At 65.7% G+C, this 14,276-nt stretch carries 12 protein-coding genes; all 12 read right to left on the minus strand.

Features of this window, described 5'->3' with window-relative positions:
* Positions 1–24: 24 nt before the first annotated feature.
* The 12 genes from SLT36_RS22395 to SLT36_RS22450 all read right to left on the minus strand — a co-directional run bounded on the left by SLT36_RS22395 (position 25) and on the right by SLT36_RS22450 (position 14,233).
* Positions 25–477, minus strand: coding sequence for an EF-hand domain-containing protein (locus SLT36_RS22395; protein WP_432284498.1), 453 nt, complete (start codon positions 475–477; stop codon positions 25–27).
* A gap of 66 nt (positions 478–543) precedes the next feature.
* Positions 544–3,507: a bifunctional [glutamine synthetase] adenylyltransferase/[glutamine synthetase]-adenylyl-L-tyrosine phosphorylase gene (locus tag SLT36_RS22400; protein ID WP_432284499.1), complete on the minus strand. Its 2,964-nt coding sequence runs from the start codon at positions 3,505–3,507 to the stop codon at positions 544–546.
* Positions 3,508–4,944, minus strand: coding sequence for an ATP-binding protein (locus SLT36_RS22405; RefSeq protein WP_432284500.1), 1,437 nt, complete (start codon positions 4,942–4,944; stop codon positions 3,508–3,510).
* Positions 4,944–5,618, minus strand: a complete 675-nt coding sequence (locus SLT36_RS22410; protein ID WP_432288437.1) for a response regulator transcription factor — start codon at positions 5,616–5,618, stop codon at positions 4,944–4,946. The genes SLT36_RS22405 and SLT36_RS22410 overlap by 1 nt, the downstream gene beginning before the upstream one ends.
* A gap of 186 nt (positions 5,619–5,804) precedes the next feature.
* Positions 5,805–7,334 carry a Do family serine endopeptidase gene (locus SLT36_RS22415; RefSeq protein WP_432284501.1) on the minus strand — a complete coding sequence of 510 codons (1,530 nt, stop codon included), beginning with the start codon at positions 7,332–7,334 and terminating at the stop codon, positions 5,805–5,807.
* A gap of 118 nt (positions 7,335–7,452) precedes the next feature.
* Positions 7,453–7,920, minus strand: coding sequence for a cytochrome c-type biogenesis protein (locus SLT36_RS22420; protein ID WP_432284502.1), 468 nt, complete (start codon positions 7,918–7,920; stop codon positions 7,453–7,455).
* On the minus strand, positions 7,917–9,899 hold the full coding sequence (locus tag SLT36_RS22425; protein WP_432284503.1) for a heme lyase CcmF/NrfE family subunit: 1,983 nt from the start codon (positions 9,897–9,899) through the stop codon (positions 7,917–7,919). Before SLT36_RS22425 ends, SLT36_RS22420 begins: the two co-directional genes overlap by 4 nt.
* 16 nt (positions 9,900–9,915) lie before the next feature.
* On the minus strand, positions 9,916–10,356 hold the full coding sequence (ccmE, locus tag SLT36_RS22430; protein WP_067964325.1) for a cytochrome c maturation protein CcmE: 441 nt from the start codon (positions 10,354–10,356) through the stop codon (positions 9,916–9,918).
* 3 nt (positions 10,357–10,359) lie between these two features.
* On the minus strand, positions 10,360–11,496 hold the full coding sequence (gene ccmI / locus SLT36_RS22435) for a c-type cytochrome biogenesis protein CcmI (RefSeq protein ID WP_432284504.1): 1,137 nt from the start codon (positions 11,494–11,496) through the stop codon (positions 10,360–10,362).
* Between the two features lie 99 nt (positions 11,497–11,595).
* On the minus strand, positions 11,596–12,039 hold the full coding sequence (locus tag SLT36_RS22440) for a hypothetical protein (RefSeq protein ID WP_432284505.1): 444 nt from the start codon (positions 12,037–12,039) through the stop codon (positions 11,596–11,598).
* A 105-nt stretch (positions 12,040–12,144) separates the two neighbouring features.
* Positions 12,145–13,545 carry an ATP-binding protein gene (locus SLT36_RS22445; RefSeq protein WP_192319625.1) on the minus strand — a complete coding sequence of 467 codons (1,401 nt, stop codon included), beginning with the start codon at positions 13,543–13,545 and terminating at the stop codon, positions 12,145–12,147.
* A 22-nt stretch (positions 13,546–13,567) separates the two neighbouring features.
* Positions 13,568–14,233: a response regulator transcription factor gene (locus SLT36_RS22450; protein WP_067964332.1), complete on the minus strand. Its 666-nt coding sequence runs from the start codon at positions 14,231–14,233 to the stop codon at positions 13,568–13,570.
* Between the last annotated feature and the right edge of the window lie 43 nt (positions 14,234–14,276).

A 14,276-nucleotide genomic window follows, 5' to 3' on the forward strand; every position in this document is an offset into this window, starting at 1 on the left:
CTGCTATCGGCCGGAATTCCGGGGTCAGCGCTTGCCGTTGCCGCCGTGCCAGTTGCGGACAGGCATCTCGTCCTTGACGATCTTGCCGTCGTCGTTGCGGTCGAGCAGCGCAAACAGCTTCTTCTGCCGCCCCTCGATCTCGGCCTTGGTCAGCTCGCCATCGCCATTGGCGTCGAAGCGCTTGATCAGGCGCTTTGCCATGCGCTCGGCGCGCATGCGTTGGATCTGGTCCGCCACCTCGGCAACGGTGATCTTGCCGTCGGTGTTCTCATCGGCGTCCAGCAGCCGGTTGTTCATGGCGGCCGCGAACTCCTCGAAGGTGACGTCGCCGCTCTTGTCGGCATCGGCCTTTTCGAAGCGCATCTCAGGCTTCATGTTCTGGCCGCGCGGCCCTTGCCCGTTGGCGGCAAAGGCTGAGGTTCCGGCCGTGCCCGCGAGGGCGAGAAAGGCGATCGCGATCCTTGTTGACGTGTTCATGGGGTTTCTCCTGTTGCATCGACACCCCCGATGCTGATCGAAGTGCTCATGCGGCGTCCCATCGCCTCATTTGCCCTTCGCACGGAGCAGAAGGTCAAAGTGGCCCCTGACCTTCTGCGACGTCTCCTTGAGATGTGCCTCCAGCACGCTGAAATCGGGAAGGTCGGTCGCCGCAAGCAAAAGGTCCGACAACCCCGGCGGAACGTCGTTCCGCTCGAACGCACCGGTGAGGCACAGCCTCGTCATCTGTGTGATCGCCTGATAGAGCCCGTAGGCATCGATGAGATCCTGCCGTATCTGCGCATCGGCAAAGCCAGGCGCAAGCCGGTGCAGCGTCTCGGCCGTTCCGGTGGCGTGGCCCTGGCCCTCGATCCGGCCGGTCAGGACCGCGACCTGGGCGATGAATTCCAGGTCGATCAGCCCGCCGGGCACAAGCTTGATGTCCCAGAGATCGTGCGGCGGCTTTTCGTCCTCGATCATCTCACGCATCTCGCGGGCCTCGGTCGTAACCTTTGCGGCATCGCGCGGCAAGGCGATGATGGCTGCGACCTCGGCTTCGACCTCGGTGCAGAGCGAGGCGTCGCCGGCGATCGGGCGGGCGCGGGTCAGCGCCATATGCTCCCAGGTCCAGGCTTCGCCGCGCTGATATTTGCGGAACGAGTCGATATGGGTGGCCACCGGCCCCTTGTTGCCAGAGGGGCGCAGCCGGAGGTCGAGCTCATAAAGCACACCTTCGGCCGTCGGCGCGGACACCGCAGCGATCAGGCGCTGGGTCATGCGCGAGAAATAATGCGACGGCGCCATCGGCTTGTCGCCGTCGGACTCCTCCGCGGTCTCGCTGTGGTCGTAGAGCAGGATCAGGTCGACGTCGGAGCCTGCCGTCAGTTCGCGGCTGCCGAGCTTGCCCATGCCGAGGATCGCCACCCTGCCGCCGGCGACCTTGCCGTGGCGGCGGGCGAATTCGGCCTCGACGGCCTCGAGCGCCGCTCCGACCGTCAGGTCGGCGAGATCGGAAAAAGCCTTGCCGGCCCGGGCGGCGTCGATGGCACCGGCGAGCAGGCGCACGCCGATCAGGAATTTCTGTTCGGCGGCGAAGATGCGCAGGCGGTCGAGCACCTCCTCGTAGAGCCGGGTGCTTTCGAGGAAGGCCGCAAGCCGCGCGGCAAGATAGGCGCGGTCGGGCAGTTCGGACAGCAAGGCCGGGTCGAGCAGGCCATCGAAGACATGCGGCCGTCGGGTGATGATGCCGGCCAGCCGGGGGGCCGCCCCCATGATGGTGGCGAGCAGCTTGAGCAGCGCCGGGTTGGACTGGAGCAGCGAAAACAGCTGGATGCCCGCCGGCAGGCCGGCGAGGAACTCGTCGAAACGCATCAGCGCCTCGTCGGCGCGGCGGGTCTTGCCGAAGGCTTCGAGCAGCGCCGGCGTCAGTTCGGTCAGGCGTTCGCGCGCCTCGGCCGACTGGGTGGCGCGGTAACGGCCGAAGTGCCAGCTGCGTATCACGCGGCAGATGTCGGAGGGGCGCTGGAAACCAAGCTGGTGCAGCGTGTGCAGCGTATCGGGGTCGTCGACGTCGCCGGTGAAGACCAGGTTACCGACGCCGGAGGAGAGTTCGGGCGCCGCCTCGAACAACGCTGCATAATGTCGTTCGACCTCCTGCAGCGAGGCGCGGAACGCCGTGGAGAAAGCGTCCGCATCGGCAAAGCCGAGCATATGGGCGATGCGCTGGAGCCCCTCGTCATCTTCCGGCAGCATGTGGGTCTGCTCGTCGGCGACCATCTGGATGGCGTGTTCGACGCTGCGCAGGAACCAGTATTGCCGCTCCAGCGCGTCGCGCGCCTCGGGCGTAATCCAGCCGCGCAAGGCGAGCTGCGTCAGCATCGGCACCGTCGCCCGGCCGCGCAATTCGGGGAAGCGGCCACCGGCAATCAGCTGCTGGGTCTGGACGAAGAACTCGATCTCGCGGATGCCGCCGCGGCCGAGCTTGACGTTGTGGCCCTTGACCGCGACCTCGCCATGGCCCTTGTGGGCGTGAATCTGGCGCTTGATCGAATGGACGTCGGCGATCGCCGCGTAATCCATGTATTTGCGCCAGACATAGGGCTGGAGCTCCTTGAGGAAGGCCTCGCCGGCCGCGATGTCGCCCGCTACCGGGCGCGCCTTGATCATCGCGGCGCGCTCCCAGTTCTGGCCGCGGCTTTCGTAATAATGCAGCGCCGCCAGCACCGGGATGGCCAGTGGCGTCGAGCCAGGATCGGGACGCAGGCGCAAATCGGTGCGGAAGACATAACCGTGCTCGGTGCGGTCCTGCATGATGCGGACAAGCCGCCGGGTGAGGCGCGCGAACAGCTCAGTTGCTTCATACGGGTCGGCAATCGCCGGCGCTTCGGGATCGAAGAACACGACGAGGTCGATGTCGGAAGAGAAGTTCAGCTCGTGGGCGCCGAGCTTGCCCATGCCGAGCAGGATCCAGCCGGAGCCGACGGTCGGGTTTTCGGGATCGGGCAATTTGAGCTTGCCCTGGCCATGGGCGTCGCGGAGCAGGAAGTTCACCGCCGCACCGGTGCACAGGTCGGCGAGGTCGCTCAGCCGGTGCACGCTGTCGGCAGCATTCGCCTCGCCCGCGAGGTCGGCAAGCGCGATCAGGAAATGCGCCTCGGCCTTCAGCCGGCGCAGGCGCATCATCAGGGCATTTTCCGCAATGCCGTCTTCGAACGGGATCGCGGCAATCGCGATGCCGATGTCTGAAAGCCGCTGCTCGATGGTCTGGTCGAACAGCCTGTCCAGCATCTCCGGCTGGCGTCGGGCGCTGTCGCGCATGAATTCGGAAAGATCGAAGACGGCGGCGAGAAAGGACTGGGCCGGGCCTTTCGCCTTGAGGAACGTGGCCAGACGGTCGAGCCCCTCCTCCTTGGCCGTGCCGGCAAACTCCGCCAGCTCGCCTTGCGCGCGTGCCGGATCGAGCGGCGCGACGTTGCTTGCGGGCTCCAGGCGCCACTCGGTCGCGGACTTGCTGGCGGCGACAGTCTTCATTTACGCATCCTTCGATCCTGGAAAACCCATCAGGACCGATAATCCGGGATTGCCGGGCAGAAGATCAAGCCGCCCATTGTGAAACTTCATCACCGCCTTGGCGAGGCTGAGCCCGAGGCCCGAGCCCGGCTGCGAGCGGCTCTTTTCGAGCCGCACGAAACGTTCGGTGGCGCGTGCCCGATCGCCCTCGTCAGGAATGCCGAGGCCATTGTCCGACACCTGCAGCCTGACTTCGTCGCCGTCGCGCTGCAGGGTGACGCCGACATGCGGCTTGTCGACCGCGCCGGCGGAATATTTGATGGCGTTGTCGATGATGTTGGACAGCGCCTGGGCGATCAGCTCGCGATTGCCGTTGACGACGACCGGACCAGCGACGGACGCCTCGAAGCCGACGCCCAGTTCCTCGGCGACCGGTTCGTAGAGTTCGACAACGTCGTGAACGACGGCGGCGAGATCGACCTTGTCGGTGGATTCGGCGGAGTAACCGGCCTCGAGGCGCGAGATCATCAGGATGGCGTTGAAGGTGCGGATCAGCTGGTCGGACTCGGCAATGGTGCCTTCGAGCGCCTCGCGGTAGTCGGCACCGGTCTTCTTGCCCGACAGCGCCGCCTCGGCGCGGTTGCGCAGGCGCGTCAGCGGGGTCTTCAAATCATGGGCGATGTTGTCGGAGACCTGCTTCAGCCCGTCGTTGAGATGGGCGATGCGGGCCAGCATGGCGTTGAGGTTTTCCGACAGCCGGTCGAACTCGTCGCCGGCGCCGGTCACCGGCAGGCGTCCGCTGAGGTCGCCAGCCATGATGCGCCGGCTGGCCTCCGAGACGCCGTCAATGTGCTTGAGCGCGCGGCGGCCGACGAAATACCAGATCAGCAGCGCGCCGAAGCCCATCATGGCGAGCGCCAGCATCAGCGAGCGCTGGATCACGTCGCGGAAACGCTCGGGTTCGCCGAGGTCGCGGCCGACCATCAGGATCATCTGGTTGGGCAGGCGCAACACCACCGCTATGGCGTTGTGGCCGACCTCGGTCGGCGTTTCCGTCTCGGTCGACTGGCGCCTGCCGGTCGCTTCGCCGTAGCGCTCATAGGAAAAAGGCAGTTCGGTCCAGCCCTCGCGCTGCAGCACGCCCGGCTGGATGCTCTGGACGTTGCCCGACAGGATCTGGCCGTTGGGGTCGGCAAGCAGATAGAGGTTGGCGCCGGGCTGGCGCGAGCGCTGCTCGACCACCCGCACCAGCACGGGGATGCCGCCGCGCTGGTAGCCGCGGGCAAGGCCCTGGACCTCTTCGTTGATGGTTTCCTGGGTCTGCACCATCAGCATGCGTGCCGACAGCGACGTCATGTAGAAGACCAGCAGCACGGCGCAGAGCGCAAAAAGCAGCAAATAGAGCGCCGAAAGGCGCGCGGCCGTGGTCTTCATGATGGCCGGCAGCCTGAATGCCATCAGCCCGCCTTGAGCATGTAGCCGGCGCCACGGATGGTGTGCAGGATCGGCTTCTCGAAGCCCTTTTCGATCTTGCCGCGCAGGCGCGAAATATGGACGTCGATGACGTTGGTCTGGGGGTCGAAATGATAGTCCCAGACGTTTTCGAGCAGCATTGTGCGCGTCACCACCTGGCCGGCATGGCGCATCAGGTATTCGAGCAGGCGGTACTCACGCGGCTGCAGCACGATCTCCTGCGAGGCGCGGCGCACCGTATGCGACAGCCGGTCGATCTCGAGATCGCCGACCCGGTAGAGCGTTTCGGATTCGCGCGTCGGCGCACGGCGGTTGAGCACTTCGACACGGGCCAAAAGCTCCGAAAACGCATATGGCTTGGTGAGATAGTCGTCGCCGCCGGCGCGCAGGCCGGTCACCCGGTCGTCGACCTCGCCGAGCGCCGACAAGATCAGCACAGGTGTCGTGTTGCCGCGCGAGCGCAGGCCGGCAATCACCGAAAGACCATCGCGCCTCGGCAACATGCGATCGACGACCAGCACGTCGTATTCGGCAGCATCGGCAAGCGCGAAACCTGAATCGCCGTCGCCCGCGACATGGGCGGTGTGGCCGGCTTCCGCGAAGGCCTTCTGCATGTAGTCGGCGGCCTCGCGGTCATCTTCGATGACAAGAATCTTCATGCCGTCGTTATACGCGATTTTGCGGGAAGTCAGAGGCGACATGTCGTTTCCTCTCAACGTGAAAGCGGCAGCGGGCTGATGGGAGTCCGCTGCCGCCGGGCCGGAATAGAAGACTGACAGACTATCCGGCCGTCATCTCCCGCCATGGTGGTCGGGGGTGATGAGCCACCCGACGGGAGCGACCGATCAGCCCTGGTTCAGCGGCAGGGCAACGAAGCGGTTGGAGTCCTCGCGGCTGATCTGGAACAGCACTGCCTTGCGGCCCGCCTTCTCGGCCTGGTCGAGCGCCTTGGTGACGTCGGCGGCCGACTGGACCGCGACCGCATTCACCGCGGTGATGACGTCGCCGGCCTGGATACCGCGGTCGGCGGCGTCGCTGGAGGGATCGACATCGGTGATGACAAGGCCGTTGCCATCCTCCGAGCGGGTCACGGTCATGCCGAGATCGGCAAGCGTGCTCGGCTCGGCGGGCGATGCCGGCTGATCAGCTGAGGCCTGCTTGTCGCCGCCGGGGATTTCGCCGAGGTCGACCTTCAGGGTCTCGGCCTTGCCGTTGCGCCAGACAGTGATGTCGACGGACTTTCCGGGGGTGATGCCGGCGATGAGGCGCGACAGCTCCTTCGGCGAGGCGACATCCTGGCCGTTGACCCCGGTGATGATGTCACCGGCAGCAATGCCCGCCTTCTTGGCCGGGCCGGCGTCCTGGGCGCTTGCAACGAGCGCGCCCTTCTCGTCCTTGAGACCGAGGGACTCCGCGACATCGGCGGTGACCGGCTGGATTTCCACGCCGAGCCAGCCGCGCTGGACGCTGCCGTTCTTCATCAGGTCCTGCACCACCTGCTTGGCGGTCGAGGCGGGAATGGCGAAGGCGATGCCGACATTACCGCCCGAAGGCGAGAAGATGGCGGTGTTGATGCCGACGACTTCGCCGTTGAGGTTGAAGGCCGGGCCGCCCGAATTGCCGCGGTTCACCGCAGCATCGATCTGCAGGAAGTCGTCATAGGGACCGGCGCCGATGTCGCGGCCACGGGCCGAGACGATGCCGGCGGTCACGGTGCCGCCGAGGCCGAATGGATTGCCGACGGCAACGACCCAGTCGCCGACGCGGACCTTGGCGTCGTCGGCAAAGCCGACATAGGTGAACTTGGTGCTGGCATCGACCTTGAGCACGGCGAGGTCGGTGCGCGGATCGGTGCCGATCAGCTTGGCGTCGTATTCCTTGCCGTCATTGGCGACGACGGTATAGGCGGTGCCGTCCGAAACGACATGGTTGTTGGTGACGAGATAGCCGTCCTCGGAGATGAAGAAGCCCGAACCCTGGGCCACCGGACGCGGCTTCTGGCTGCCGTCGCGACGGTTGAAGCGCGGGCGGTTCTGGTCGCCATTGCCGTCCTGGCCGAACTGGCGGAAGAAACGCTTCAGCGGATGGTTGTCGGGGAGATTGTCAAAACCCTGCTGGTCGGAGAAGGGCGACATGCCACGGTCGGCAGCCGGGTCGATCCGGGCCTTGACCTGCACGCTGACGACTGCCGGCGAGACCTGCTGGACGACATCGGCAAAGCCGGGGGCCTGGGGCGCTTCGACGCGCACGGCCTCGGCATAGACGGGGGCGGTTCCGCCGGTGACGGCACCGAAACCGATCGCGCCCGCCAGGGCAACGGATGCGGCGGCAGCCATGAGACGCTTGCGAGAACGCGAAAGGGGGGTGGTGCTCATTGTCTCTGATCCTCTTGAACTGGACGCCTTGGGTTCGCATCCGTTGGTTCAAGAGATAGAGAAGCTCACATTACGCCACCATTTCCGAAGCATGAAACTTTCGTAATGTTGGGCGGGCTCAGGCGTCCTTGTTCAGGATCGCGTCGAGCGCTGCCTGCTCGTCCTTTGTCAGCCCGGCCGGCTCCTGCCTGCGCCTGGAGCGGGCCTGCAGGACGACGAAGGTGCCGCCGCCGAGCAGCAGCAGCACCGGCGTGCCCCACAGCAAGGCATTGCGCAGGTTGAACTGCGGCTTGAGCAGCACGAACTCGCCGTAACGCGAGACGATATAGGCCATCACCTGCTCGTCGCTGTCGCCGGCCAGCAGCCGCTCGCGCAGCAGCACGCGCAGGTCGCCGGCCAGTTCGGCATCGGATTCGTCGATCGACTGGTTCTGGCAGACCATGCAGCGCAGCTCTTCCGAAAGCAGCCGCGCGCGCGCCTCGAGCTTCGAATCTGCCAGCATTTCGCTGGGCTTCACCGCAAACGCGGTTCCCGCAAACAGCAGTGCGGCGACAAATCCCGCGAGCGCCGGCAGCCGAACCTTCATGACGCCACCGCAACCGTCTTGGCGGACTTGCGCCGCGCCGGCGCGCCCACCCGCAGGCGGCGGTCGAGCAGCGAGACGAAACCGCCCAGCATCATGACCAGCGATCCGCCCCAGATCAGCGTCACCAGCGGCTTCCACCAGACACGCACCACCACCGAGCCGTCGCCCGCTTCATCGCCGAGCGAGATGTAGAGCTGGCTGAGCCACATCGTCTTGATGCCGGCCTCGGTCGTCGGCATCTGGCGCACCGGATAGAAGCGCTTGGACGACATGATGACGGCGCTGGGCTGGCCGTTGGCGCCGAGCAGGGAGAAATGGCCCTGGTCCTCGGTGAAGTTCGGCCCACGCACCGGCGTCAGCCCGTCGAAGCGCAGGCGGTAGTCGGAGATTTCGACCACCTGCCCCGGCTTCATCACCAGGATCGCTTCCTTTTCGAAGGACAGCACCCCGACGATGCCGAGCAGCGTCAAGCCAAGGCCGAGATGGGCGATCGCCGTACCGAACACCGAGCGCGGCAGGCCGACGAAACGGCGCAGCGCCATCCTGGGCGCGACATTGCCGATGCCTGCCTTCAAGGCGAGATCGGTGAGCGCGCCGAGCACGAGCCAGGCCGAAAGGCCGGCGCCGAGCGCCGCAAACACCGAGGCGCCGTCGATGAACAGGTAGGTCACCAGCACCGCCAGCAGGGCGGCGCCAAAGGCAAACATCAGCCGCTGCGCCACAGCAAAGACATCGCCGCGTTTCCAGGCCAGCAATGGACCAAACGGCACGACGACCAGCAGCGGGATCATCAGCGGGCCGAAGGTGAGGTTGAAGAACGGCTCGCCGACGGAAATCTTGTCGCCGAACAAGGCTTCGACGACCAGCGGATAGAGCGTGCCGATCAGCACGGTCGCGGTCGCCGTGGTCAGGAACAGATTGTTCAGCACCAGCGCGCCTTCGCGCGAAATCGGGTGGAAGATGCCGCCGGCTGTCAGCTGCGATGCCCTGAAGGCAAACAGCGCCAGCGAACCGCCGATGAACAGCGTCAGGATGCACAGGATGAACACGCCGCGGCTCGGGTCGCTGGCGAATGAGTGGACCGAAGTCAGCACGCCCGAACGCACCAGGAAGGTACCGAGCAAGGACAGCGAAAACGTCAGGATGGCGAGCAGCAGCGTCCAGATCTTCAGCGCCGAGCGCTTTTCCATGACGATGGCCGAGTGCAGCAGTGCGGTGCCGGCCAGCCAAGGCATGAAGGACGCGTTTTCGACCGGATCCCAGAACCAGAAGCCGCCCCAGCCGAGCTCGTAATAGGCCCAGTAGGACCCCATGGCGATGCCGCCGGTCAAAAACACCCAGGCGGCAAGCGTCCACGGCCGAACCCAGCGGGCCCAGGCCGCGTCGATGCGGCCTTCGATCAGGGCTGCGACGGCAAAGGAGAAGCAGACGGAAAAGCCGACATAACCGAGATAGAGCAGCGGCGGATGAACAGCGAGACCGATGTCCTGGAGGATCGGGTTGAGGTCCTTGCCCTCGATCGGCGCCGGAACGAGGCGGGCGAACGGGTTGGAGGTGATCAGGATGAACAGCAGGAAGGCCGTGCCGATCCAGCCCTGGACGGCGAGCACGTTGGCGCGCAGCGTGGCCGGAAGGTTGCTGCCGAAGGCCGCGACCAAGGCGCCGAAGAAGCTGAGGATCAGCACCCACAGCAGCATCGAGCCTTCGTGGTTACCCCAGGTGCCGGTGAACTTGTAGATCAGCGGCTGCAGCGAGTGCGAATTCTCCCAGACATTGGCGACCGAGAAGTCGGACTGGACATAGGCCATCGTCAATGCGGCGAAAGACAGGGCGATCAGGGCAAAGCCGGTGACGGTGACAGGACCGCCGACCGCCATCAGCCTGGTGTCGCCCTTGTAGGCCCCATAGAGCGGGACCAGCGACTGCACCAGCGACAGGGCGAACGCCAGGATAAGCGCGAAGTGACCCGTCTCGACCATCAGCGCTGCCCGCCCTTCATTGCGTCGTTTCCTGCCATACGCCCTTTGCCTTCAGGCTGTCGGCGACTTCCTTGGGCATGTAGTTCTCGTCGTGCTTGGCCAGCACGCTGTCGGCGATGAACTCGCCGTCGGGGCCAAAGCTGCCTTCGGTGATCACGCCCTGCCCCTCGCGGAAGAGGTCGGGCAGGATGCCTGTATAGCGCACTTTCACCGTCTTTTCGGAATCGGTGACGCCGAACTCGACCTGGGTGCCCTGCCCGCGCAGGATGCTGCCGTTCTCGACAAGGCCGCCGAGGCGAATGCGCTGGCCGGGCTGCAGGGTCGCCGTCTGCAGGTCGGCGGGCATGTAGAAATAGGACGCCTTCTGGCCAAGCGCGTAGAAGGTCAGCGCGGTGGCGGCGCCCAGGAAGGCCAGCGCGCCCGCGATCACCGAAAGCCGCTTTTGCTTGCGCGTCATCGTCTACTCCGTGACATCAAGGCCAAGCGAGCCTGCAAGTTCCGTCAGCTTGCGGCCGCCCTCGCTGTCGCGGCCGAGCGCCGCATAGGCCCGGCCGAGCGCATCCTGCGCCAGATCGGTCTTGCCGAGCACCTGGTATGAACGCACCAACCGGAGCCAGCCTTCCGGATCGCGCGGGTTCTGGCGCAGCTTTTCGTCCAGCGTCGCCACCATGCCCTCGATCATCGCCGTGCGATCGCCCGACGACATGGATGCGGCCGCGTCGATGTCGTCCTGGCTCGGTGCAGGCGCGCCGGCGGCCTCCTTGACCGGTGCGGCACGCACCTCCGCCTGGGCTATCGCCTGCTCGGTTGCCGCACGCCACGGCGCACCGGCAGGCAGGCTTGCGGCCAGCAGCCGCCAGGCAGCGGCGGCGTCTGAAATCTTGCCCTCCTGGGCGAGCGCCAGCGCCAGGAAATAGCGGGCCTTGGCATCGGCGGGCTCGAGCTTGAGCGCGGCCTCGAAGGCGAGACGCGCGTCCGACGTGACGATGCCGCCCGCGGCGGCGGCAATCGCCTCGCCGAGGCCGGCCTGGCGCGCCGTGGTCGAGCCGAGGATGCGGATGGCGTTGCGATAGGCGGTGACGGCATCGTTGGCGCGCCCGATCCTGAGATAGACAGGGGCGAGCACGTCCCAGCCGCGGCCGTCGGACGGATTGGCCACCAGATGCGCCTCGGCGCGGGCAATCAGCTCGTCGACCGAGCTGTCCGCCGGTTTCTGCGACAGGCGCGCGCTCAATGGCTGGGAGGGAACGGTGGGCGAGCCGATCGCGGTGTAGACGCCCCAGCTCAGCAGCGGCACGGCCAGCACGGCGATCATGCCGACGAGACGAGGCCCAAGCTGCGATGCCTTCTTTGGCTCGCGCGCATTTTCGGCATCGAGCCTGATGATCCGGCGCGCGATCTCGGCGCGGGCCTGTTCGGCATCCGCGGCAGCAATCAACCCGCGCGCCGCATCCCTGTCGACCTCGCCAAGCTGGTCGCGATAGACTTCGAGGTCATGGCTGGCATCGTCCCTGGCCCTGGCATGCCGCGTCAGCGGCAACAAGACCGCAAGGCTTGCACCAAGCGTCAGAACAGCGGCTATGATCCAGAACAGCATGTCACCTAAATAGCCAGCAGCCTCCAAGCTGCCAACATCTCCGTGCTGCGGCTTATTGACGGTTCGAACGCCCGTGCCAAAGCAACAACACGTGAAGACTTAGGTCAGCGGCGTCCAGCTTCCATCGGCATTGCGGCAGGCCGTGCCGCGCGCGGTCAACGGCGTGCCGGTGGTGAACACGGTCTGCGAATACTGGCGGCAGTCCTGAGAGCCGACGCGATAGGGCTGCGCGGCCACGACTTCGCCCGACCGTCCGTCACCCTTCCAGGCGACTGCCTGTCCGCCCTGGCCATATTCCAGCGCGCGGTATTCGGCTTCCAGCGCCTTGCGCCGGTCGTCGCTGTTCAGGCCATTGCCGATCGTGCCGCCGATGAGGCCGCCATCCATGGCATTGATGATGCGTGTGGCAACCTTGCCGCTCGAGCCATCGTCGCCGCCGCCAAGCGCCGGCACCACGCCGCCACCGCTGCTCAAGCTGGTGGTCGTGCAGCCTGAGCCGGCAAGCAATCCCGCAACCAGTGCTACCTGAAGTGTCCTGCTCATCACCGGTCCCGAATTTGCGTCCGCTTACAAGGGCTTGGCGCCGCGTTAGATTGCATCTTTGGCCGAAATGGGGCCGATTCGGCCAGCCATTTCTCCTGCTATTCCCTACTGGACGCCGCGCAACTCGACGACGGCCTTCAATCCGCCCATCGTCGAGCGCTCGAGCCGAAGCGTACCGCCATATTCCTTGACCAGATCGGCGACGATCGCCAGCCCGAGGCCGGTACCCGGCTTGGTCTCGTCGAGGCGCTTGCCCCGCTGCAACGCCTCGCGCGCCTTGTCCTCCGGAATGCCCGGACCGTCGTCCTCGATCAGGATCGAAAACCGTGGCGGCTCCTCATTCACCGGCTCGGCCGCTTCGACTGAAATCCTGACCGCACTGTGCGCCCATTTCATCGCGTTTTCGAGCAGATTGCCGACAACTTCCTCGAGATCTTCGCGTTCGCCGGCGAACACCACCTCGGTCGCCGGCAAATTCAGCGAAAACGCCGTCCCCCGCGAAAGCTTCTCCATCACCCGCACCATGCGCTGGAGCAAAGGCGCCACCGGCGTGCGGTAGACCACGCTTTCACGCTGTGCGGCCACCCGGGCGCGCTGGAGATAATGGTCGATCTGCTTCTGCATGGCTGCCGCGTGATCGGCGAAAAGCTGCCCCTTGGGCCCGCCCAAGGCGCGCCCCTCGTTCAGCATCACCGCCAGAGGTGTCTTCAGCGAATGCGCCAGGTTGCCGACCTGGGTCCGTGAGCGCTCGACGATGCGGCGGTTGTTTTCGATCAGCGCATTGGTTTCATTGGCGAGCGGCTGGATCTCGGCGGGAAACCGCCCGGTCAGGCGCTGCGCCGTGCCTTCTCGCACCATGGCCAGCGCATTGCGCACGCGCGCCAGCGGCTGCAGTCCGAGCAGGATGGCGATGGCGTTGATCGCGATCATGCCGAGGCCGAACAGCGAGAGATAGGTGAACAGGCGCCATTCGAAGCCGCTGATCTCGGCTTCGAGCTCGGAGCGGTTGCCCATGACGCGGAACCGCGCGATGCGGTTCTGCGCATCGAGCACGAACTCGGTCTCGAAGACCTCGAGTTCCTCGCCGACGATGCCGGCGACGCGATAATGGCGCTGGAACTCGGCGTTGAACGGCACGTCGGCGACGTCAGGCGATGTGACCGGCTCGGTCATCGACGACGACCTGAGCTGGCCGACGAGGCCCTTGGACACCGGCTCGACAGACCAGTACCAGCCCGATTCAGGCTCGGAGAACCTGAGATCGCCGAGATCGGGGCCGCCGGTCAGCGTGCCACTGTCCGAAACGCCGACAGAGCCGATGAGATTGAACAGATGCGCCGACAACAGGCTGTCGAAACCGCGCTCGCTGGTCTGGCGGTAGAGCGAGCTGATGACGGTGAAGATCAGGGCAAAGGCGAGGATCGCCCAGACGGTCGAAAACGCGATGACGCGAAACGCGAGGGAACGCGGTCCGAGCCCGAGCGCGTAACGCTTCCAGCGCCCCAGTCGTTTGGCCAGCTTTTCCGCCTTACGCCTCCGGCTCGCGCATGCGGTAGCCCATACCGCGGACGGTTTCGATCATGTCGATGCCCATCTTCTTGCGAAGACGCCCGACAAACACCTCGATCGTGTTGGAATCCCTGTCGAAATCCTGGTCGTAGAGATGCTCGACCAGTTCGGTGCGGGAGACGACCTCGCCCATATGGTGCATCAGATAGGCAAGCAGCCGGAATTCATGCGAGGTCAGCTTGAGCGGCACGCCGTTGACGTCGGCCTTGGAGGCCTTGGTGTCGAGCCTGAGCGGCCCGCAGGACAGTTCGGACGAGGCATGGCCGGCGGCGCGGCGGATCAGCGCCCTCACCCGCGCCAACACTTCCTCGATATGGAATGGCTTGGTGACGTAATCGTCGGCGCCGGCGTCGATGCCGGCAACCTTGTCGCTCCAGCGGTCGCGCGCCGTCAGCATCAGCACCGGCATCTTGCGGCCCTCGCGGCGCCAGCGCTCGACGACGCTGATGCCGTCCATCTGCGGCAGGCCGATGTCGAGCACGATGGCGTCATACGGCTCGGTGTCGCCGAGGAAATGCCCCTCCTCGCCGTCAAAGGCCTTGTCGACGACGTAGCCGGCATCGGTCAGCGCCTCGGAGATCTGGCGGTTCAGGTCCTTGTCATCTTCGACGACGAGTATGCGCATGCGGTTTTGCGACCAGTGAAAAGATGATGGAGATATAGGCGAT

The sequence above is a fragment of the Aminobacter sp. BA135 genome (assembly GCF_050859125.1).
Classification (GTDB): domain Bacteria; phylum Pseudomonadota; class Alphaproteobacteria; order Rhizobiales; family Rhizobiaceae; genus Aminobacter; species Aminobacter ciceronei.

Excerpts from the sequence above, each read along its gene's own strand:
- SLT36_RS22420 (WP_432284502.1), bottom strand. The coding sequence starts at position 7,920 with ATGAAGGTTCGGCTGCCGGCGCTCGCGGGATTTGTCGCCGCACTGCTG.
- SLT36_RS22410 (WP_432288437.1), bottom strand. The coding sequence starts at position 5,618 with ATGAAGATTCTTGTCATCGAAGATGACCGCGAGGCCGCCGACTACATG.
- SLT36_RS22395 (WP_432284498.1), bottom strand. The coding sequence starts at position 477 with ATGAACACGTCAACAAGGATCGCGATCGCCTTTCTCGCCCTCGCGGGC.
- SLT36_RS22450 (WP_067964332.1), bottom strand. The coding sequence starts at position 14,233 with ATGCGCATACTCGTCGTCGAAGATGACAAGGACCTGAACCGCCAGATC.
- ccmI (WP_432284504.1), bottom strand. The coding sequence starts at position 11,496 with ATGCTGTTCTGGATCATAGCCGCTGTTCTGACGCTTGGTGCAAGCCTT.
- SLT36_RS22415 (WP_432284501.1), bottom strand. The coding sequence starts at position 7,334 with ATGAGCACCACCCCCCTTTCGCGTTCTCGCAAGCGTCTCATGGCTGCC.
- SLT36_RS22425 (WP_432284503.1), bottom strand. The coding sequence starts at position 9,899 with ATGGTCGAGACGGGTCACTTCGCGCTTATCCTGGCGTTCGCCCTGTCG.
- ccmE (WP_067964325.1), bottom strand. The coding sequence starts at position 10,356 with ATGACGCGCAAGCAAAAGCGGCTTTCGGTGATCGCGGGCGCGCTGGCC.
- SLT36_RS22400 (WP_432284499.1), bottom strand. The coding sequence starts at position 3,507 with ATGAAGACTGTCGCCGCCAGCAAGTCCGCGACCGAGTGGCGCCTGGAG.
- SLT36_RS22405 (WP_432284500.1), bottom strand. The coding sequence starts at position 4,944 with ATGGCATTCAGGCTGCCGGCCATCATGAAGACCACGGCCGCGCGCCTT.
- SLT36_RS22440 (WP_432284505.1), bottom strand. The coding sequence starts at position 12,039 with ATGAGCAGGACACTTCAGGTAGCACTGGTTGCGGGATTGCTTGCCGGC.